Source organism: Rossellomorea sp. NS-SX7 (assembly GCF_052828565.1).
This window is the reverse complement of the sequence record NZ_CM128249.1, coordinates 3,086,080-3,106,619: the sequence shown is the minus strand read 5'-3', so window position 1 is coordinate 3,106,619 and position 20,540 is coordinate 3,086,080. Positions and strand designations below refer to the sequence as shown.

Here is a 20,540-nt window from a genome sequence, read left to right as displayed (position 1 = left end):
CGAAAGAGGATTTCCTTTTAAAGTTTACTTATTACAACAATACTTTATCCAATTCATACATTTTATCATAGGCGCTTAACAACTCTTCTGGAACCAATGTACGCCCATAAATCCAGGCGTTCTTCTCGATCAGCGCCTTTAGCTCTTTTATTTCCTTATCATCTCCATACATCAGAATCCTCGTGTCATGCTTATTCTTTTTGAAATCTAGATAATAGCCGAGAACCCTGTAGAGAACGATCTTCACAAGGTTCTCCCTTGTCTCCCTTATATTCAATTTCGCAATATAACCATTGATCTTCAGGTAATTAAATCTGATTGTGTTATGGGATACGTTATAACTCATAGGCACAGTGAGTTGATTATTTGATTCATAATTGATCTTTAAGTTGTGATCGGATAATGTCTGCTGGATGATTTTTTCGATATTCCATATGTAAAGCATTCTAAATCACTACCCTTCGACGACTATTGTATCAGTATAAGGAGGATTTCTTTCTTTGTAAAATAGAAGAAGCTGTATTCATATCGTCTATTGATTTTTGCTAGGACGGCACCAGGTCTAATAGTCCCAGTCCCATAATAAATATTAAGTGAAGGGGGGACGGTCGATGAGCTTGTTTGAGAGTCATGTGAAGAAGAATTTATTGAGGCTGCACCGGAATTTGTATGTGTCACGGGATGATCCTCAATATTATGAGAAGATCCTGCGGTATAAGGACCCGGACAATTCTGAGGCGCACTACTATTTAGGCAGGAAGTTTGAAGAAGAGGGAGCGCTGGTGAAAGCTTATCTCCACTATAAACACGCAGAGGATGTGACGTCCCCATATTATTTTAAAGCAAGAAGGGCGTATAAGGCTCTGGAGGAACGAATCAATCCTCCGCGGGTACCCCAGCCTCCACCCGTACGGAAAAAGGTGCCTATTTATATGAAGTCTCTCATCGTGTTCCTTATTCTTTTTAATTTGATTCTGCTGTCCATCTTGTTTTGGAAAGGGGACACTCTCAGGACGATCGCCTCCAGTGCGAAAGGATGGGGTACCGATAAGGACGTTGTGTATGAGACGGAAGACATACCCTTCGTATTCTACTTCACTGAAGATACCTCCCTTAAAGAGGTGGAGAATTCGATTTATGACAAGGCGATTCGCATAGGGAATGAACAATCGAATAAGAGTGTTCTGTTATACGGTGTTTGGACGGCAGATCCCGCACTTGCCCTTGAGGTCCGCCCATTAAAGAGCGATAGGATAAAGTCTCAGGCCTTTGTGCTGGCTGGATACAATTCCGCCATTGATGATTCTGTGAAAATCCGCTTCTTGAACAATCAGCATGCTGCCATTGATCCCTTCTCAAATACCTATATTGGAGCAAATCTTTTGCGAACGGCTTTGAAAGCGTTTATAGATGAAAAAGGGTACCCGCCTCCTTCTTTGGATGTCCTTGTGGAGGATTATCCGAACAATTATCTCAGCTACATCCCAAAGGAGCTATACCTTGGTTCGAACGAGGTCTCACCCGTATATACCGGCAATGGCGGCTGGGTGTATGATCCGGGTGCAGCAAGCACAGATCAAATGGTCACCCCCAATATAACAGACGCCGTCCATATCCCTTTTCATCCTGTCGAGGTCGTCGTAGATAAGCGATCGTTCACTCTTATGGTGAAAAGTTCACCCTATTTAATGGATTTGAAATCAGTTGGACTGGGGAAAGATGATTCTACTCCGGAAGGGACGTTCACTATTCTGAACCGTGTATGGGAACCAGTTGGGTCCCGCCCCGAAATGTTTGGTGCCGCAGGACTGGGTATGGGTGATTACGCCATTCACGGCACGTATGAGGAGGCATCGATTGGTAAGGAACAATCGCTTGGCTGCATCAGGCTGACCAATGAAGATGTTCAAGACATCTTTGACATTGTGCCGAAGGGAGCGGTTGTGAGGATCGTTGAAAATCCGCTATTGATGACAGGGTATAGGGATGAGGGGGATTTGGATGTCGCTCCAGAAGAAATGCCAGGGGTGGATCAATCAACTGAAAGAATCTTCGATTGGGCAGGTTGAGGGACATAAGGTGATAATGATGATCGGCTGGACCTGTCTCTTTTTCCGCCAGCTATACCGCCAGGTTCTTAGTGAATCGACCTCGCTTTGTGAATTGAAGCTTATGTATGGTAACTGAGAGAATATTGATGAAAACTCGAAGATTATGATTAAAAACTAAAAGATTATCGTCCACAACTCGAAGGTTTTTCCCTCAAATTCGAAGATTATCGCTTAAAATTAATAGATTTCCTTCAAACCACCATAACTAAAAAGTTTGAAGTCATAGTTATAGGCCTCTATTTAACTTACTCCCTTATAAAGCCGTCACTTTGCCTGTAAAACTGGTGAATCAATAAAAAAAGCAGGGAAGACCGTATAGGTTTCCCTGCTTTTTTGGTATGGAGCATAGCGGGATCGAACCGCTGACCTTTTGGCTGCCAGCCAAACGCTCTCCCAGCTGAGCTAATGCCCCGTGATGAGGTATGTACGCCTTGGTAAGGGCTATGAAGATATTTTAATAGATTGTCTATTTTGTTGTCAACAACATTTGTGTGTACTTTTTAAAAATTTCCTTGAAATGAACCAGCTGTTAGAACTACTGCCTGCATTAGCTGTAGATTATCAATGTAATCTTTCCCGCAATCATGGTAACATTAGGACTAATGAAAAGCACGGAGGATACCTTATGCGTATTTTTAGGATTTTAAACAATAATGCGGTGGTAGTTGTGGACGGACCGCAGGAGAAAATCGTGATGGGGAGCGGCATTGCGTTTCAGAAGAAGCGGAATGATATCATCCCTAAGAATAAGATTGAGAAGATATTTGTGCTGCACGGCAATTCTTCTGAGAAGTTTCAGCAGCTGCTGGCAACCCTGCCGGAAGAGCATATTGAAATTGCTGAGAGTATCATCTCTTTTGCGGAAGGGCATTTGCATGCTCCCCTTAGTGATCATATCCACATCGCGCTGACGGACCATCTTTCTTTTGCGCTTGAAAGGCTGCAGCAGGGAATTCCGATACAGAATAAGCTGTTGAACGAGATCAGGATGCTGTATAAAAAGGAATATGAAGTCGGCTTATGGGCTAAAGAGGAGATCAAGAAGAAACTCGGGATCGACATTCCAGACGATGAGGCAGCCCACATAGCCCTTCATATCCACACGGCAAAAATGGACGCACCTTCCATGAGCGAATCTTTGAAGCAGGCAACGATTCTAAGAGACTTCGTCGATAAAATCGAAGAAATCCTGGATATTGAAGTCGAGGAATCCAGCATCAATTATCAGCGCCTCATCACCCATCTCAGATTTGCACTGAACAGGATCCAGCAGGGGGACCAGTTCGATCCCATCGATGAGGATATGTTCGATCTCATCAAAATGAAATATGAATCTGCATACGAAACGTCTAAGGAAATAACGGAATATTTGCAGGCGGAATATGACATCCAATTCCCTCAATCAGAAATTGCCTATATTGCCCTGCATATCCAACGGCTGATCTAAACGATTCTTCCTGATAAGCAGCCAAAAGAAAACGGTTGACGGTACCGTTTTCATATTGTAGAATGATGTCGAATTCAATTAAATACAGCAGGATTGTTACTGGTTAAGCAGGCAAGACCTAGAATGTATAAGACAGCGGTAGAAGTCTATCCATGACCTACCTCTATTTTCTTATATGTTTTAGGTCTTTTTTTGTTGCTGAATAGAAAATAGAGGAGGAATTCATGTGAATCATCGTGAAGTTGCTGAGAAGCTGGTTCCGCTTTTGGGCGGGAAAAATAATGTCGTCAGTGCGACTCACTGTGCGACTCGCTTACGTCTTGTCATTGAAGATGAGAGTCAGGTCGATAAAGGGGCAATCGAGGATCTTGACGGCGTGAAGGGGGCATTTTCAAGCTCAGGGCAGTTCCAGATCATCTTTGGGACAGGGAATGTCAATAAAGTATTTGAACATTTCGGTCCGATGGTCGGGGCCTCGGTGGATGACAAGTCCCCAACCGGAGAGTCTCACAGCGATGCTGCGAAGCGTAAGATGAATCCGTTCGCTCGATTCGCCCGTACATTATCCAATATTTTTGTACCGATCATCCCGGCGATCGTTGCAGCCGGTATGCTGATGGGGCTTCTAGGGTTGATGAAAACATACAAATGGGTGGATCCGGAAAGCGGCCTGTTCGTCATGCTTGATATGTTCTCATCTGCCGCATTCATCATTCTGCCGGTTTTAATCGGGATGAGTGCCGCAAAGGAATTCGGAGCGAATGGCTACCTTGGGGCCGTCATCGGGGGAATTATGACACATCCCGCACTTTTGAACCCTTGGGGGCTTGCGGATGCAAAGCCTGAAACGCTTGATTTCTTTGGCATGGGTGTCGAAATGCTTGGTTATCAGGGAACGGTCATCCCGGTTCTTTTGACGGTTTATGTGATGGCAAAGCTTGAAAAAGGCTTGCGCAAAGTTGTACCGAACGCAGTGGATTTACTTGTTACACCATTTTTGACTGTTATTATTACAGGATTCATTGCGCTTTTGGTTGTAGGGCCATTGGGAAGAGTACTTGGTAATGGCATCACGACCGTATTGGATGTTGTTTATAATACAGCAGGACCGATTGCGGGTCTGGTTTTCGGAGGGCTTTACTCAACAATCGTCCTCACTGGTGTTCATCACAGCTTCCATGCAATTGAAGCGGAGTTACTGGCGAATGTCGGTGGAAACTATCTGTTGCCGATTTGGGCGATGGCGAATGTCGCACAGGGTGGAGCGACACTTGCTGTCTTTTTCAGGACGAAAAATAAAAAGACGAAAGAAATCGCCGTTCCGGCAGCTGTTTCAGCATTCCTTGGAATCACGGAGCCCGCGATTTTCGGGGTGAACCTGAAGCACCGCCGTCCATTCATCGGTGCGGCAATCGGCGGGGCTCTAGGGGGAGCGTACGTCGTTTTCACACAAGTAATGGCTAACGGAATCGGGCTGACCGGTATTCCGATGTTTGCGATTGCGCAGGATCCGATCAATTATGGAATCGGCTTTGTCATTGCCGTAGCAGGTGCTTTCATTGCGACACTTCTGTTAGGATGGAAAGAAGAAACAAAATGAACAATGAAGTCCTTACTGGCTTTACCTGTAAGGATTTACTTTATAAAATTGTGAAATAAGGAGGAACCGAACATGAAGAAAGGAATCATTTCCCTTGGAGAGGCACTGATTGATTTTATCCCTCTTGATAAGGAGAACACCACTTATCAAAAAAGTCCCGGCGGAGCACCTGCAAATGTGGCCGTGGGTCTTGCCAGGTTAGGTGCGAAATCTACTTTTTTAGGGAAAGTGGGAGAGGACGTATTGGGGAAATTCCTGAAGCAGACGCTGAATGATTTTGGTGTAGGGACGAATCAGATGCATCTTATGAGGGATGTTCGTACGGGTGTCGTTTTCGTGACCAACGCAGAAGACGGAGAGCGAAGCTTCGACTTTTACATCGACCCGAGCGCCGATCGTTATCTTGAAAATAAGGACATCGATGAAGAAGATTTCGTGTCTCATAAAATCCTTCACTTCGGTTCGATTTCCATGATCAGCAGTCCTTCAAAGGAAGCCACTCATCATGCAGTAAGGCTTGCAAAGCAGAATGATATGATCGTTTCCTATGATCCCAATCTTCGTCTTGGACTTTGGGATTCAGAAGAGAACGCACGAGAAACAATCAAAAGCATGCTTTCGCAGGCGGATGTGCTAAAGATTTCAGAAGAAGAGCTGGAGTTCATTACTGGTGAAAAGGGTATTAAAGAAGGCGTCGAAAAACTGCTAGAATATGAGATTCCTCTCATTATTGTCACGTTAGGGGCAGAAGGCAGTTATGTGTTCAAAGGAATTTCGAATGAACATGTGCCGGCTATGAAGGTAAAGGCAGTCGATACGACTGGGGCTGGAGATGCCTTCGTATCAGGGATTTTGTATTCGCTTCATGAATATGAGGGAGACATGGAATCCCTTACGCTTCAGGAAGCGGTGGAGATGGCCCGGTTTGCATCGGTATCAGGAGCACTCGCAGCATCGACCAAAGGAGCGATGACAGCACTTCCTACACTGGAAGAAGTGAACAGTCAACTAAGGGAGGGGAAATAAAAGATGACGAGAGATGAACAGCTGAGGCAGGCAGCTTATGCTGAAATGGACGAGCACAAGGAAATCGTTGAACGGGACCCTTATCGTCTTCGCTATCATCTGATGCCGCCAGTCGGACTCTTGAACGATCCGAATGGTTTCATCCAATCCCGTGGCGTCTATCACCTCTATTATCAATGGATGCCGTTCAAGACCGGACACGGAGCCAAGTTCTGGGGGCATTATTCATCAACAGACCTGGTGGACTGGACCCATGAAGAAATCGCCCTTACACCATCCGAATGGTATGAGAAGAACGGCTGCTACTCAGGCAGCGCCATCGAACATGACGGAAACATCCATGTGTTCTACACCGGTAACGTCAAAGATGAAGAAGGCAACAGAGAAACGTATCAATGCCTCGCCGTTTCAGAAGACGGCGTCACTTTTGATAAAAAAGGACCTGTCGTTCATCTGCCGGTCGGATTCACTGCCCATTTCCGGGATCCGAAGGTGTGGAAGCAGGATGGGACATATTACATGGTTGTAGGTGCTCAAACAACGGATTTAAAAGGTGCCGTAGCCATCTTCAGATCAGAAAACCTTGCTGACTGGACATATTCCGGCATCCTCGCCGGAGGAGGAAGAGGGAAGCTTGCAGACTTCGGGTATATGTTTGAATGCCCTGATCTATTCCCGCTTGACGGGGAGGATGTGCTCATTTTCTCTCCTCAGGGTCTGGAGGCGGAAGGGATGAAGTATAGGAATGTATATCAGGCAGGATATGTAAAAGGAAGCTTCGACCCTGAAAGCACAGCATTCGAGCATGGTGATTTCGAGGAGCTGGATCGCGGCTTTGACTTCTATGCACCGCAGACGACGCTTGATGACAAGGGAAGGAGAATCCTATACGGCTGGATGAGCGTGCCGGATCAGAATGAACAGAATCATCCCACAATAGAATATAAGTGGCTTCATACAATGACGCTTCCGCGCGAACTAAAGGTAGTGGGTGACAAGGTCTGGCAGATTCCGGTCGGGGAGCTTACGGCATTGCGAGCTGAGGGTGTCGTCGAGCACCGTGTAACTTTAATGAGGGAAAACAAAGAGCTCGAAGGCGTCCGTGGTAAAACGGTGGAACTGCAGCTTGATGATATTCGTATAGAAAACGGATGGTTGGACCTTACCATCAGTGATGGTGCAAGACTGTTATATCATCAAAGCGATAAGGTCTTCACATTTGAGCGTAAAAGCTATGTTGACGGAACGGTCGAAAAGCGTCAATGTACGTTGAACGAGTTAAAGTCCATGCAGATTTTCATCGATACATCATCAATCGAGATTTTCATCAATGGCGGGGAAGAAACCTTTACATCCCGTTTTTATCCATCTCCGAACCTGGATAGGATTTCGTTCAGTGCTTCTAAAAAGGCAGAGTTCCGGTTGAAGAAATGGTCCCTGAAAAGAGGCTAGGACAAAAGTATTTTAGCCTAAGTAATACCCGAACTAATTTGTGGTATAAAAGACAAATTAGTTCGGGTTTTTAATTTGAACAAATAGATATTTAGATTTAGCTCTTTCTAGCGGTTGATTGGAGTGCAAGACGAAGACTCCTGCGGGAAGAGTAGCTTACTAGAAAAGCGGAAGGGCTTTGCTCAGAGGCTGGGGGCATAAGACGAATCGGCCACGAAGGCGTTCTTTGCCTTCTTGGTCGGTTTGGCTTATGACCTGTGTCTCTAAGCCCTGTAGCTAGACATGTGAGACCCCGCACCCTAGGAAGCTCACGGGCTATCCGCGGAAAGCGAAGTCTTGCACGGAAATCATTAGCGGTATTAAGAGCCCACACTGAAATTGTTCGTCTTTATGTGGTAGTTTTTTAGTTTTGTCCCAGCCTCTTTTCCATTTCATTTCACTGCGCCATTAACAAAGCTTTCCTTTTATAAACATTCAGTTTGATGTTATAGTAGAAAAATAATTTTTTTATTGAAAGGAATTTTCATTCATGAGTTATAAAATGATCGTGCTTGATTTAGATGATACATTGCTGCGTGACGACCAGACGATTTCTGATCGTACGAAGAAGGCATTGATGGATGCGCAGGAATCCGGAGTGAAGGTGGTCCTTGCTTCCGGACGTCCGACTTACGGAATGCGTTGGGTGGCGAACGAGCTGAAACTGGACCAGTATGGAAGCTACATTTTATCCTTTAATGGTTCTAAGATCATCAACTGCCGTACAAATGATGAAACTTACAGCCGTACGATATCCGCTGAAACGGTTCACAGATTATACGATATAAGCAAGCGGGAAGGAGTCGGTATTCTTACGTATTCCGAGGACAGTATATTGGTTGAAGAGCCAAATGAATTTGCTGATATCGAAAGCAGGCTGACAGGACTGCCTGTGAAAGTGGTGCCGAGCTTCAAAGATGCAGTCGAAGGACCTGTCGTAAAAGCACTCATGCTGAAAGAAGCAGAACGACTTGTCGAAGTGGAAAAGAAGCTTCAGGCAGAGCTTGATGGGGAATTGTCCGTTATGCGCTCAAAACCGTTTTTCCTGGAGTTCACTCAGCTTGGTGTCACGAAAGGTGCCAGCCTCGATACCTTGATCAAACCTCTTGGAATCAAGAGAGAAGAAGTCATCGCCATCGGGGACAGCTACAATGACTTGACCATGATTGAGTTCGCCGGTCTTGGCGTCGCCATGGGAAATGCGCCTGAAGATATAAAAGAGAAGGCTGATCATGTAACAGCTTCTAATATGGAGGAAGGCGTAGCAGAAGTAGTGGAGGAGTTCGTATTGAATCGATTGACCCGCGTTTAATTGGTGTCTTTGGGTTGGAGTCTTTTCGTTTGGCTCCAACCCTCCCTACACAAAAAAAGAGCTAAACCTAATGATCAGATTCAGCTCCGCTCCCTATTTGGGATCCCATTCACAATCATATCCTGAACCATACCCCTTACCGATGCCATGATCCCATCCTGACCCGCTTCCCCGTCCGTCTCCGTGATTGACTTCCGGAAGCTTCCGGTTGACCAATTTCGGAGGAAGGGGCTGGATTCCAAGGAAGCAGCTGCAGTCGATGGTGATACATTTGTCGGTTTTATAAAGGGCAAATACATCTTCGACATCGCAGGTGGTATAACCGTCTATATCCATTCCGTCCAGTAAACGGAGTGTTGCGCATTCTTCATCTATATCGATGATCTTAAAGAAGATGGTACTGTCTGAGTGTATGTGTGCCTCAAACGGCTTACTATCTTCTTTTGTGTATAAAATAAATGGGATGGTATCAACCTTGTCATATTCACAAATGAACTTGAATCTTTGAGTCGCCAATTTGCATTGCTCCATCAGCAATTCATCCAGGGTTTCACATATACAGCTGTTGTGATGACAAATCATCGCCACGAATCCTCCTTTCAACTGACTCTTATTATCAGTGTATTTCCGTTATAGGAACTGGTGTAGTGCATATATAACGGTTTAAGTTGATTCTAAATAAAATTGTATGTCCTTAGAGGCATTTTTTGCGTGCTTCTCTGATTCCTCCACAGATTCTCCGCTCGCCATGATATACCCGTATCGATGCCCCATGGAAGTAGGGGGGCGCAGTACTTTTCCGTTTTTAGGTTTTATATACACTTCAATGATGCCCTCATGCTCCTCCGCCTTCTCTGTTCCTGTCACTTTTAGAAGCTTTCCGACTTTGTTAACTGTCATGTAGTAGGTATAGATATGTTTTTCCCATTTTCGGCCGATGTTGTTGGGTTTTCTGAGATATACCCGCAGCGTTTCTTCCACTATACTAAGTCCGAATGCTTCTCTGATCATTTTATTCATGGCTCCTCCGGAAATCCGGGGGTTGATTTCTATGAGCTTCCATTGATGATTGACCAGCCTCATTTCCAGATGACAGCTTCCGTTCACAAACCCCAGATCAGTGACGATTTCTTTCACCTTTTGGACTAGTTCCGGATATTGGTATACAGATGAGACACTATACCCGGTTACGATGAATCGCTCCTGATAATTGATTTCCTGTTTGACGATTACTGAAGTCACAGGCTTTCCCTCTTTCACCACTACTTCAATCAAGTATTGGGGTCCTTCTAAGTACTCTTCCACAAGGATGGTCGGAGGTTTTTTTCGGTTCAGTTTCTTTATGCCCCATGCCAGCTCTTCTTCATCGTGAATGAGGAGGACATCCTTCGACCCGTTGGAAACGGGTGATTTTAAGACAAGGGGATAGGGGATCTCTTTTACACTCTCTTTTGAAAAAGGGGGCTCCAATTTAATGAAATCTGCGGAATACTCTTTTCCAGCCAGTTTCATCCGGAGCGTTGTCTTATCCATACAGTCAGCGATTGGCAGCAAGGAAATATCGGTCCCGCAGAATTCATTTGAAAGCCGGGCTGACATAGAAACATGAGCATCGAAGAAACTGATGATGCATGCTATTTTCTTTCCTTTCTGCTGGAGGGAGGATATTTCTTTCCTGATTGCTTCTTCCTGCTTTAAATTCACTTCGTATATTTCATCCACTTCGGGGAAGGATTCCCTTTCTCTAATAATTCTTCTGTTATTGGTAAATAGAATGGTGGAGTAACCCAATTCCTTTCCAGCTTCGATACCGTCCCTTGAGGAGCCTGACCGGTGAGTACCTATAAATATGATGTATTCGTTCATGAGAAAAAAGCAGCTCCTTTATGAATGTTTCTCAGGTTTTCATCACTACTCATTATATGAGCTGTTTTTGGAGAAGTATGGGCAGTTGAATGTGAAAAGGATAAATCGAGGAACTTCAATCAATAAATATTGCGGGATTTCAATGAACTTTTCTCTTATAGGTACTTAAAAAAGTCAGACAAAGGGGCATATGAATAGAAATGGAACAAATCTAAGAAACAAGCAATCTTACAATATTTCAAAAAATCCTCAATGAATTTGCCTACACCCCGCATGTACTCAGAGAATAGACTATACAGTAAAGCATTGCTCGTACCCATATTGAGCGTTGAAAGAGAATATTTATGATGAAGGAGCGTACCTTGAATGAAGTCTATCATTTTTATTGAAACGACTAAGTCAGGTTCAAGCAGGGAAGCGATTAAGACGGCAGACAGACTTGGCTATTATACCGTCCTTTTTACTGAAAGACCTAACTTTGTTGCGAAGCGGGAGGAATTTCCCGATGTCCACTTTATGAAATTATGTGATCTAGGTGATATGAAGGAACTGCAAAAGGAAGTGAAAGCCCTTATTTTAAAAGGGATAGAAGTCTCCGCTATCGTGAGCTATGTGGATCCTCACACATACACAGCATGTGCTCTTGCCGATACATTCAATGTGAATCACTTTTCCACTGAAGGGATGAAGAATATTCAAAACAAGATTGAATCACGCCGGCTGATGAAAGACTCATCAAGAACTCCCGCGTACTGGACGGTTGCAACAGAAGAAGAAAGCAAGGCATTGGAACTGCAAATCAAGGATAAGTTCCCATTGATTATGAAATCCCCCAAATCTACGGGTTCAAAGGATGTCTATAAGGTTGAGAATCTCGCAGAATATCGTCAGCGGTATGAGACGTTGATTCATCGTTATGAAAATCAGCCCATATTAATAGAAGAATTTCTGCCTGAGCCTCAGTATCTGGTGGAAGTTGTGGTCCATCAAGGAAAGGTTCATATTATGGCGGTGATCAAACAGGATATTCGATTTAATAAGCGTTTTATCGTCATGGGCTATAAATTGATGCTGAATGCAGGTAAAAACTTTTCTGATGGACTGAAGAAGGCGGTGGAAGAAATCGTTGCTCAGCACGGGCTTAAGTCTGGCGCTTGTCATTTGGAGCTTCGCCGCAAAGGAACTCAGTGGAAGCTGATTGAAATAAATGCGCGTATTTCAGGGGCTGGAATGAACAACATGATCAAAGCGGCCTTCGGTATCAATCTGGTCGAAGAGACGCTGAAAATGGCTCTGGGAAAAACACCGGACTTACATCCCAAGTTTCAAAAGAACGTATATATGCAATATGTGACAGTAGAAAAAAAGGGGACGCTAAAGAAAGTCACAGGAAAAAGTAAAGCCCTCGCTTCGAAAGGCGTAGTGGAAGTTTACGTCAAGCCGCGTAAAGGTTCGACGATTACACCGCCATTGTCGATGGGACACCGATATGCATATGTGACCGCTGTCGGAAAGACTGCAAAAGAAGCGGAGACGAATGCCAAGAAGGCAGCATCGGAAATTCAATTTTGGATTGAGGAGTCTCCAAAAGAAAGGATCACAACGGAAATAAATTAGGGAAAGGGAGGGGGCCGTTTCCCTTCCTGATTTTATGTACAAGTCCAACCATTTGGTTAGAAGTGAAAAGAGAACACCTTGTTTAAGCTCTATCTGCTTGAACGGAGGTGTTCTCTTTTAGTTGACCCTGCAAGGCGTGTACGGTGGTTTCCCGCGACTTACTTTCCAGACGGCCGAAAGGAATGATGTTCGTCATCGATCTGAACAGACTTGTTAAAGACCGGGCCATCAGCCCAAATTCTTTTTCATGAATTCGACGGTATCCACCATTCCCAAACCGCTTGCCCCTTTGATGAGGATGGTCCAATTCGGCTTGATGGTTTTGAGCAATTTCTCATTTAATTGATCCATGGAGGTTCGATTGAAGTGATAGATCTGCTGCTTGTTCATTCCGGCTTCAATGGCGCCGGCTCCAATGTTTTTGGAAAGATTGCCATAGGTGAAGAGGTAATCGATCTTCTTCTCGGCAACATATCTTCCTATGTCCTTGTGAACTTTTTCATGCTGGTCTGCAAATCCTGCCATGCTTCCAAGGACGGCCAATTTCTTTTCTCCCTCTAAATTCGTAAGCACGTCAATGGCACCTTTCATGGCATCAGGAAAGGCATGTACCGTATCATCAATCAGCGTGATGTTGTTTTTCAGCTGCATGACATCAAGCCTGTGCCTCGGTTTCTTTACTTCACTCAAGCCTTGTTTGATTTCTTCGGGTGTAAATCCGAGGAGATCTGCAATCGCGATGGCCAGAAGGGCGTTGTATACATGGAATTCCCCGTGGTAGGGAATGGAAAAGGTATGAGACTTACCGGACAGCTTAAGTTCAAAGCTGATCCCTTTCACAGTGTAGCGCACATTCTTTGCTTGATAATCGGAAGGGTTATGAATGCTGACCTTTTTCAGCACTCCTGTGAAATTCTTTGTATGAAGAAGCTTTGACTGCTTGTCGTCTCCATTCAGGAATAGATGGCCATCACCATCCATTCCTTTGATAAGCTCCGATTTAGCTGCTGCTATCCCTCTGATATCGCCATTGAAGTTGCCGATGTGTGCAGTTCCGATGTTGGTGATCGCCCCTATGTTAGGCTGGATGATCTTACAATGTTTACTGATTACACCTGGATAAGCCATGCCGTATTCAAGTACGATGGCACGATGGATGAAATTGATTTCATTCTGATGCTTTTCCGTATGGTCGGTCCGGTTCCAATAATCACTGGATTCGAAGATGATCCAACGGGTTCTGAGGATGGATGCGATGAAGGATTTGGTTGTTGTCTTTCCTGCACTTCCGGTTACAGCAATGATCGGTCTTTCAACGGTGAAATCTATACTCATAGTCCTCCTCCTTTCATTGGTGATTGTTGCTGGGCTAAATAGCTGCAGTATAGAATCGTATTTTTGACCACGTCCATTTCAAGATAAAAGGTTGGAGGGCACCCGGGTCTCCAGTTGACTTCGTATATCCATATCTTTCCAATATCATCCAAAGCAACATCGATTCCAAGTTCATCGATTGTCTCTGAAAAATGCTGGAGCTGCAATTCGTCCAGATGGCGGGCAAGGGTCAGGGAAAAGCTTTCTAAATAACGCTTTATGTTAAAATAATCGTCCCCGAATTCCTGTTTCAAAAAGGGCTCAAGATAATTCATCGAACCTCCGCTATTGATATTGGAAACAATCGTTCCAGGGGCACCGATTCTTGGATAGATCGATGTAATGACCCATTTTCCTTCTCCATCTTTTTGGACGTGAAGGCGAAAGTCAAATACACTGCCTTCTTTTGTGCGGCAATTGATATAGGGCTGTACGAGAAAGTCTTCTTCTCCGATATGAGTGGAGACAAATGCTTTTAATTCGTCATAAGTGTAAAGATATTCTTCCTTGTCTATCAACACCCTAAAATCATTCCCTACACGCTCAATAAGAATGATGGATTTCCCTTTCCTGCCGTTTACCGGTTTAAAGACAATCTTTCGATAAGCATCCAGAAAAGAAAAGAAGTGGTTCGTTCCCCTGACGACTTCTGATGGAATCAAGTATTGCGTGAATTCTCCAGCTTCCATCAACCGTTTATAAACCGCCATCTTATTGCCGATCGAATGAGTGGTAAAGGGAATGGTTTTCTTCAGCTCTTCAATGATATCGTTGGATTTAGCCAGCTTTTCAGGGCTTCCTGTGTTGTAGATGACATGAGGGAACGGAAAGGTTCCTTCCACCCACTCACCGTCTTTATATTCAAATCCTGAAATTGTTTGTGTGTTGAAGTCTACGCCACCTGGAGAAAAATAAATCATTTCCGTTCCTTCTGCCTTGGCCACAGCTGCATACGCGTATGATTTAATGACACTTTCAGGATGCTTTCTGTGGTGCAGCATTCCAATTCGAATCAATTGACTGACCTCCTTTTGATAAATAATGAATGATCTTCTTCCTAACTAGTAAATGATGATAGCCCCGTTTAGGGAACGACACTTGTATTGGGTAAACCGCCCTTTTTCACTCATTCTTCTCCAAGGTCAAGAATAGATGGCATTCCACAAAAGCCTATAAAGATAACTCGTATGTCCCCTGAAGCAAATTTCCAAGCCAAAGAGAATGAGATTTCCCTTCTGATTGGTGATGATGACAGCCTTTCCATGTGCCAGGTGATAGTCTGGCCAGTAACCGGCGAGCAGTGTATCCTGACCCTCTCCATAAGAGGCAACCACCTTCATCTTCCCGGTATTCGTAAACCACGCCGGCCGGTACACAAAACCGATATCTTCAGCGAGGTATCCTTCCGTAATCGCATGGTCATCATAATGAATTTTTAACAAAGCATTCTTATTCCAGCCGCCGGAATGGACCTCAGCTTCACTCAACTCAAGAATAGACGTCAAGGCCTTTGACGCGCCTGCGCCGATCCCGATCACTTTTCCGCCCTTCTGTAAATAGGCATGAATATTTTTACGACAGGCTTCCTGCTGAGCCGGGGAATCGAGTACAAGATCCCGGTATAGGCTCCTGATATTTGAAGGTGGATAAAATAAGTGCTCGTAACCGTTATAAATAAGAACATTGATGGAGGATAACGCATGTTTAGAGGCAAGATCCTTTGCTTTTAATTCTGTAAAAGGGATATTCATTTGCTGAAGGGAAAGCTTCAGCCCTGAATGGGCTCTTTTATGAAAAAGTCCATCATCTATTAAAATCCCGACTGAAACATGTTGTTTTTCAGGTGCAGGAAAAGGGGGAAAGACGTCTTCGCTGGATTTGTATGGCTTTTTGTCTACACTTACATGTCCAAATACAGGGCGGCAATCGACTCCCCAGTTTAACGGAAGACTCCAGGCGCAAAATTCAGACAATCGTTCAGAACTCTGTGATAAATCTTCCCCCTGTGACAAAAAACAATAAGCCAAATTAGCCCGTGCTTGATTCATTGGGACGACGGCGGTGCCTTTCGGGAATGAGTGTCCTTCATATAAGAGTTCTTCTGTAGTGTTGTACAGCTTGATTCCATTCTGATGAAGGTGCCGTGTCAGCTTCTTGAAAGAGGACTGAAGTCCGCTCTTTTCTGTCAGCATAAAATATTTTGGGAAATAGCCGGGAGAATGAGTCGGATGATAATTCTTGTTTCCTCTGCGAAAAAAGGCAGCCTGGGTTTGTTTTAATTCCTTCCTGTGCATTGAAATATGGGAAAGAGCAGCTGAAACAGCTAAAAGAAGCCAGGTGGTGCCGTCCTCCGAGCGGCTTGGCGATTCGATTGTAAGACCGATGGCTCCCTGCAGCATCGAATACATCGAACAGCAAAATGGACTATAGTCGTCCCATCCATTTTTTCCATCTCGATAAGGGATGTACGTGCCTTTAATCGACTTGAACTTTTTAGTTGAAAACTTGTTCCTCTCTGCAACCAAACACGTTTCCATGTGTTCAGCAAGGGGCAGCGCCCATTTAAGGTACAAATCATATTCATAAGCTGGATTGTGAGGCGGGGTACAGGGTTCGATCAATCCAAGGTGAGTGGACTTTTTCCAAACATACCCGTGCAAGTCCAAAACGACTGCCGGTTTTTGCTTCACAATCAGATTGACGATGCTTTGTGTTTCAGGCTGGGATTGCGTAATGAAGTCCCGGTTTAAATCGAAGCCTTCTGCGTTATAGCGGGTATTATGGACATATCCGTCCGGATTGCAGCAAATGACACAATAAATGACCAAATCATCCAGCCAATTTGTGCTTTTGCCTTCTCTCTGAATCTTATCCAGAAATCGCAGTAAAGCGGTCGAACCTGTGGCTTCATGTCCATGAATGGAAGCGGTAATGACGATTGGGGTCTTCTTTTGCGACTGCCGGGACCGTTTACTATTCTGAACTATTTTAGTACCCGGATCATCGGGCTTTTCAATCGTCACACACCAAATGTCACGCCCTTCAATGGACTTGCCGATTGAGGAGAGGGATAGAAATGGACATTGCCGGCTCTTCTTCTTTAATGATGCTTCTAGTTTCGTGTAAGAAAGTATAGTACTTCCCATATAGTCATAGCCTCCTTTCTATAGTTAATTCAAGACAAGGGATTTCTGACATGGACAAGTGTCACATCAGGACGAATATGGTCGATTTTCACTATTGGTTTTATGTGGATTTCGTAAATGACTGCCCTTCCACAACTGTGTTTCCAGGCATTTCGTATTTACGGGCATATTGGATTTACGATCGGATGCAGCACCTGAGTGTGGTGAAAACATCATGTCATATCTAGTCTTCTGCCGTCTCCTCCTGGAAGACTTGTACATAAAGTAATAAAAGGAGTGGATCAACCGATTAGGAGAGGTGTATACCTGTGAATATGACGATTGAAGAATCCACATTCAAGGAACTGGAATCCGTCATTCAAATGGCAAGGAAGGATGGGATGAGGGTTCATGATGTACCGGGCTCTATATGGTTTTGTGCAAAAGTGGATGGGGAATTGGCCGGCTTTGTTTCTTGCTATATAAGGAAGAGGAAGGGAAAGGCAGTATTTAAAAGTGATTATGTACGGGAGGAATATAGGCGTAGAGGCATCTATCGAAAACTGTTCGAGGCAAGATTGGACTACGTATCGATTGTCGATGTAAAGATCATTAAAGCATCCTGTACGAAGATGTCCTTAGGCTGCTTTTTAGCTTACGGGTTTAAGAGTACAGGCTCGAGATCCAGGAAATATACAGATGTTGTCTTGCATTTGGTTCACTAGAAGAATAGGAGGATTGAAATGGGTAAGCTGAGATTAGAGGAAATCAGAAGACAATTGGAAGGCAGGCTGGTAAGCGGTTCTGAAAAGATGGAGATCCATGATGCAATCATCTTCCATCAACATAAGCTGAAGAGGACGAATACACTGGTTTTCATCGATAAAAGGAAGGTGATCAGTGAAAGAAAATGGAATGCGATGAAAAGAAATGCTCCATGCGCCGTGGTTACAGATTATGAAGAAGGGGCTGTAAGAGGCGAAGAAGGTATGACCATCATTCGGGTAGGGAATGTCAGGGAAGCCTTTACAAAGTTTGTAAGATATTTCCGTGAAATGTATACACTCCCGATTGTTGCGATTACAGGTACATGCGGAAAAACGACGACCCGCGAGATGCTGACACATATTCTGAGCGAGGATCATTCTGTCATATCCACGGACCAGAATGACAATAAACCTCATAGTTCATTTGAATACCTGATGAAGATCGATGAAAGCACGGACGCAGGGGTATTTGAAACAGGATTGGGAGGTCCGGGGGACCTGCGTTATCACTGTAAGGTCTATCAACCCAATATGGGGATCATCACCAATATCGGGGCCTATCATCTGGACCGGTGTAAGACACCTGAAGGATATATTGCAGCCAAAGCGGAGATGCTTGAAGGGCTGCAGAATAAAGGCACGTTGTTTCTGAATGCGGATGACCGGAATACGTCTAAAATCAATTTAGAAGAGTATAAAGGAACCGTTCATTATTTCAGTATCCATCAGCCTTCGGACTTCAGGGGTACACGTATATCAATCAGGGAAGAGGGCACTCATTTCACTTTACACACAAATGGCCGCACATATCCTGTTTTCATTCCTGAAATCGGAGAACATCAAGTGTACAACGGACTGGCAGCATTGCGGTCGGCGCTGGAGCTGGGTATCGATATTGAAACAGGGATCAAAAGGCTGAGTACCTTTAAGAATTTGGAGAGGCATTTTCAAGTGCGTAAAGGACGGAATGGCTCGACGATCGTGGATGATACTTGGAACGTGAACCCTACTTCTTTGAAAGAAGCCATCAAAACACTTTCCATCATTGCTAAAGATAAGAAAAAAATTGCCTTATTGGGAAATGTTGAAAGGCTCAGCAAAAAAACAAAGGACGTTCACAGGGAAATCGGAACGTTTGTCGTTGAATGCGGAATCGATATTCTGTTCACGTATGGGAAGAAGGCGAAGATACTGGCGGAGCAGGCAGCGAGGGAAAGTGAAGATATCATTGTATATCCTTTTACCTCTATTAAAGGACTGGAAAGAGCGATATTGAAACATCTTGATGAACAGACATACATGCTGGTTAAATGCCGATCCGGCAGTAAGCCATTGATGAAGTTAAAAGAACGTTTGATGGAAACTGAGTGAGGATAGAAAGGAGAGGTGAAGGGTGAAAGTTTTACAACTTAAGACCGTAATACAGGAAGTGGGTGGACGCTTGGTTCATGGGAATGGGAACTTATTGGTGGAAGATGCAGTCATTTATCACCTCCATGGGGTCACCAAAAGTCATTCCATCATCTTTTTAGACAGAAGGAAGCCATTCCATCATGAAGAAATCGAGCATCTGCAGCCATATGTCATCATCAGTGATGCAAGGGACTGTAAAGAAAGGTATAAGGAAGCGTCTGCGGTGATCGAAGTGGAAAATATCAGAAGGGCTGTTTTTGATTTTGCAGATTATTATAGAAGCTTATGGAGGATCCCGATTATTGCCATCACCGGAACGAATGGCAAGACAACGACAAAGGACATGATCGTTCATATCTTGAAAGGGCGCTATTCTGTTCAGTCCACGACGAGAAGCAGAAATGCGCCAAGGAAGTCTTTCGAGTATCTGATGCGGATCGATCAGGCAACAGACGTTGGCGTATTCGAAACCGGCTTGGGAGCGCCAGGCAATCTTCGGTATCATTGTGATATTTTCCAACCTACAATCGGGATCATCACAAACATCGGTGTCTTTCATTTAGATAAATGTAAAACAATGGAAAATTATATTGAGGCAAAGGGAGAAATCATTGAAGGTTTAAAGAATAAAGGGACATTACTTGTCAATGCGGATGATGAAAATATAGCCACACTGCCTTTAAGAAATTATAAAGGGAAACTGGTGTCCTTCGGAAAGTCGCCAGATGCCGACTTGAGAGCTGCTGATATAAGAATCGACTGGAATCAAACCACATTCAAAATGACTTATAAGGATAAACAATACCAGGTGGTTCTGCCATGTCTCGGGGAACATCAAGCCTATAATGCGATGGCAGCAATCGGGGCAGCATTGGATGCTGGAGTGGATATCAAGTATGCCATCGAAGCTTTGAAATCGTTCAATGTGCTCGAAAAACATTTACAAGTGAAGCAAGGTATTAACGGTTCTACAATCATCGATGATTCATGGAGTTTAACACCCGGAGCGTTAAAAGAAGCATTGAAGGTACTTCAGTCCATTGCGGGACATAGAAAAAAAATTCTTCTGATCGGGAATATCGGCCGGTTGGGGGACCACACAAAAAAAACTCATGTAGAAGTCGGGGATATGATATCAGAGCAAGACATCGATGTCCTGGTCACTGTTGGACATAATGCCAGAGATGTCGCCAGGAGAGTGGCAGATAAAAACAATGAAATCGAAGTACATTCCTATTTGAATGCAGAGCATGCCTATTACAAAGTCAGCTCATTATTATCCCCTGACAGCTTGTTTCTGTTCAAATGTTCAAATACAGATAATGATTTAATGGAACTGAAAGAACAATTACTAGAAAATGATGAAAGATAATGGAGTCAGCAAGATGAAC

The 20,540-nt window shown here is 44.1% G+C and carries 16 protein-coding genes and 1 tRNA gene; 10 read left to right on the top strand and 7 right to left on the bottom strand.

The window, feature by feature from the left end:
* Nucleotides 1–31 precede the first annotated feature (31 nt).
* Entirely contained in the window at nt 32–445 is a 414-nt protein-coding gene (locus ACUXV2_RS15530; RefSeq protein WP_446244059.1) for a hypothetical protein, read from the bottom strand.
* Nucleotides 446–611: 166 nt separating this feature from the next.
* On the opposite strand from ACUXV2_RS15530, the gene ACUXV2_RS15525 reads away from it, so the two are divergent.
* The gene (locus tag ACUXV2_RS15525; protein ID WP_446244058.1) at nt 612–2,069 is read left to right on the top strand and encodes a L,D-transpeptidase; all 1,458 of its coding nucleotides are present in this window, start codon (nt 612–614) and stop codon (nt 2,067–2,069) included.
* A gap of 381 nt (nt 2,070–2,450) precedes the next feature.
* Here ACUXV2_RS15525 and ACUXV2_RS15520 read toward each other — a convergent pair.
* Nucleotides 2,451–2,523 (bottom strand) — tRNA-Ala (locus tag ACUXV2_RS15520).
* Nucleotides 2,524–2,736: 213 nt separating this feature from the next.
* Between ACUXV2_RS15520 and ACUXV2_RS15515 the strand changes: the two genes are divergently transcribed.
* From ACUXV2_RS15515 to ACUXV2_RS15495, 5 genes are all read left to right on the top strand, one after another.
* Entirely contained in the window at nt 2,737–3,558 is an 822-nt protein-coding gene (locus ACUXV2_RS15515) for a PRD domain-containing protein (protein ID WP_446244057.1), read from the top strand.
* Between the two features lie 226 nt (nt 3,559–3,784).
* Nucleotides 3,785–5,158: a sucrose-specific PTS transporter subunit IIBC gene (locus tag ACUXV2_RS15510; protein ID WP_446244056.1), complete on the top strand. Its 1,374-nt coding sequence runs from the start codon at nt 3,785–3,787 to the stop codon at nt 5,156–5,158.
* A 72-nt stretch (nt 5,159–5,230) separates the two neighbouring features.
* Entirely contained in the window at nt 5,231–6,184 is a 954-nt protein-coding gene (locus ACUXV2_RS15505) for an aminoimidazole riboside kinase (RefSeq protein ID WP_446244055.1), read from the top strand.
* Between the two features lie 3 nt (nt 6,185–6,187).
* Nucleotides 6,188–7,636: a glycoside hydrolase family 32 protein gene (locus ACUXV2_RS15500; protein WP_446244054.1), complete on the top strand. Its 1,449-nt coding sequence runs from the start codon at nt 6,188–6,190 to the stop codon at nt 7,634–7,636.
* Nucleotides 7,637–8,165: 529 nt separating this feature from the next.
* Complete coding sequence (locus ACUXV2_RS15495) at nt 8,166–8,987, top strand: Cof-type HAD-IIB family hydrolase (protein ID WP_446244053.1); 822 nt, start codon at nt 8,166–8,168, stop codon at nt 8,985–8,987.
* A gap of 93 nt (nt 8,988–9,080) precedes the next feature.
* On the opposite strand, the gene ACUXV2_RS15490 is transcribed toward ACUXV2_RS15495, so the two are convergent.
* On the bottom strand, nt 9,081–9,569 hold the full coding sequence (locus tag ACUXV2_RS15490; protein ID WP_446244052.1) for a CotY/CotZ family spore coat protein: 489 nt from the start codon (nt 9,567–9,569) through the stop codon (nt 9,081–9,083).
* Between the two features lie 81 nt (nt 9,570–9,650).
* Nucleotides 9,651–10,853 (bottom strand): ATP-grasp domain-containing protein, encoded by a 1,203-nt coding sequence (locus ACUXV2_RS15485; RefSeq protein ID WP_446244051.1) that lies wholly within the window; start codon nt 10,851–10,853, stop codon nt 9,651–9,653.
* A 366-nt stretch (nt 10,854–11,219) separates the two neighbouring features.
* Here ACUXV2_RS15485 and ACUXV2_RS15480 point away from each other — a divergent pair, with 366 nt between their 5' ends.
* A complete protein-coding gene (locus ACUXV2_RS15480) occupies nt 11,220–12,470 on the top strand; it encodes an ATP-grasp domain-containing protein (protein WP_446244050.1) in 1,251 nt (416 codons plus the stop codon).
* Between the two features lie 228 nt (nt 12,471–12,698).
* Here the strand turns inward: ACUXV2_RS15480 and ACUXV2_RS15475 are convergent, their stop codons facing one another.
* The 3 genes from ACUXV2_RS15475 to ACUXV2_RS15465 all read right to left on the bottom strand — a co-directional run bounded on the left by ACUXV2_RS15475 (nt 12,699) and on the right by ACUXV2_RS15465 (nt 16,990).
* A complete protein-coding gene (locus ACUXV2_RS15475; protein ID WP_446244049.1) occupies nt 12,699–13,805 on the bottom strand; it encodes a UDP-N-acetylmuramoyl-tripeptide--D-alanyl-D-alanine ligase in 1,107 nt (368 codons plus the stop codon).
* Nucleotides 13,802–14,860 carry a YheC/YheD family endospore coat-associated protein gene (locus ACUXV2_RS15470; protein WP_446244048.1) on the bottom strand — a complete coding sequence of 353 codons (1,059 nt, stop codon included), beginning with the start codon at nt 14,858–14,860 and terminating at the stop codon, nt 13,802–13,804. The genes ACUXV2_RS15475 and ACUXV2_RS15470 overlap by 4 nt, the downstream gene beginning before the upstream one ends.
* A 126-nt stretch (nt 14,861–14,986) precedes the next feature.
* A complete protein-coding gene (locus tag ACUXV2_RS15465; RefSeq protein WP_446244047.1) occupies nt 14,987–16,990 on the bottom strand; it encodes a DUF2817 domain-containing protein in 2,004 nt (667 codons plus the stop codon).
* Between the two features lie 314 nt (nt 16,991–17,304).
* On the opposite strand from ACUXV2_RS15465, the gene ACUXV2_RS15460 reads away from it, so the two are divergent.
* From ACUXV2_RS15460 to ACUXV2_RS15450, 3 genes are read left to right on the top strand one after another with little or no spacing between them, the layout of a single operon-like run.
* Nucleotides 17,305–17,694, top strand: a complete 390-nt coding sequence (locus tag ACUXV2_RS15460) for an N-acetyltransferase family protein (RefSeq protein ID WP_446247090.1) — start codon at nt 17,305–17,307, stop codon at nt 17,692–17,694.
* Between the two features lie 18 nt (nt 17,695–17,712).
* Nucleotides 17,713–19,107: a UDP-N-acetylmuramoyl-tripeptide--D-alanyl-D-alanine ligase gene (locus ACUXV2_RS15455; protein ID WP_446244046.1), complete on the top strand. Its 1,395-nt coding sequence runs from the start codon at nt 17,713–17,715 to the stop codon at nt 19,105–19,107.
* Between the two features lie 22 nt (nt 19,108–19,129).
* Nucleotides 19,130–20,521: a UDP-N-acetylmuramoyl-tripeptide--D-alanyl-D-alanine ligase gene (locus ACUXV2_RS15450; protein WP_446244045.1), complete on the top strand. Its 1,392-nt coding sequence runs from the start codon at nt 19,130–19,132 to the stop codon at nt 20,519–20,521.
* Nucleotides 20,522–20,540: the final 19 nt, after the last annotated feature.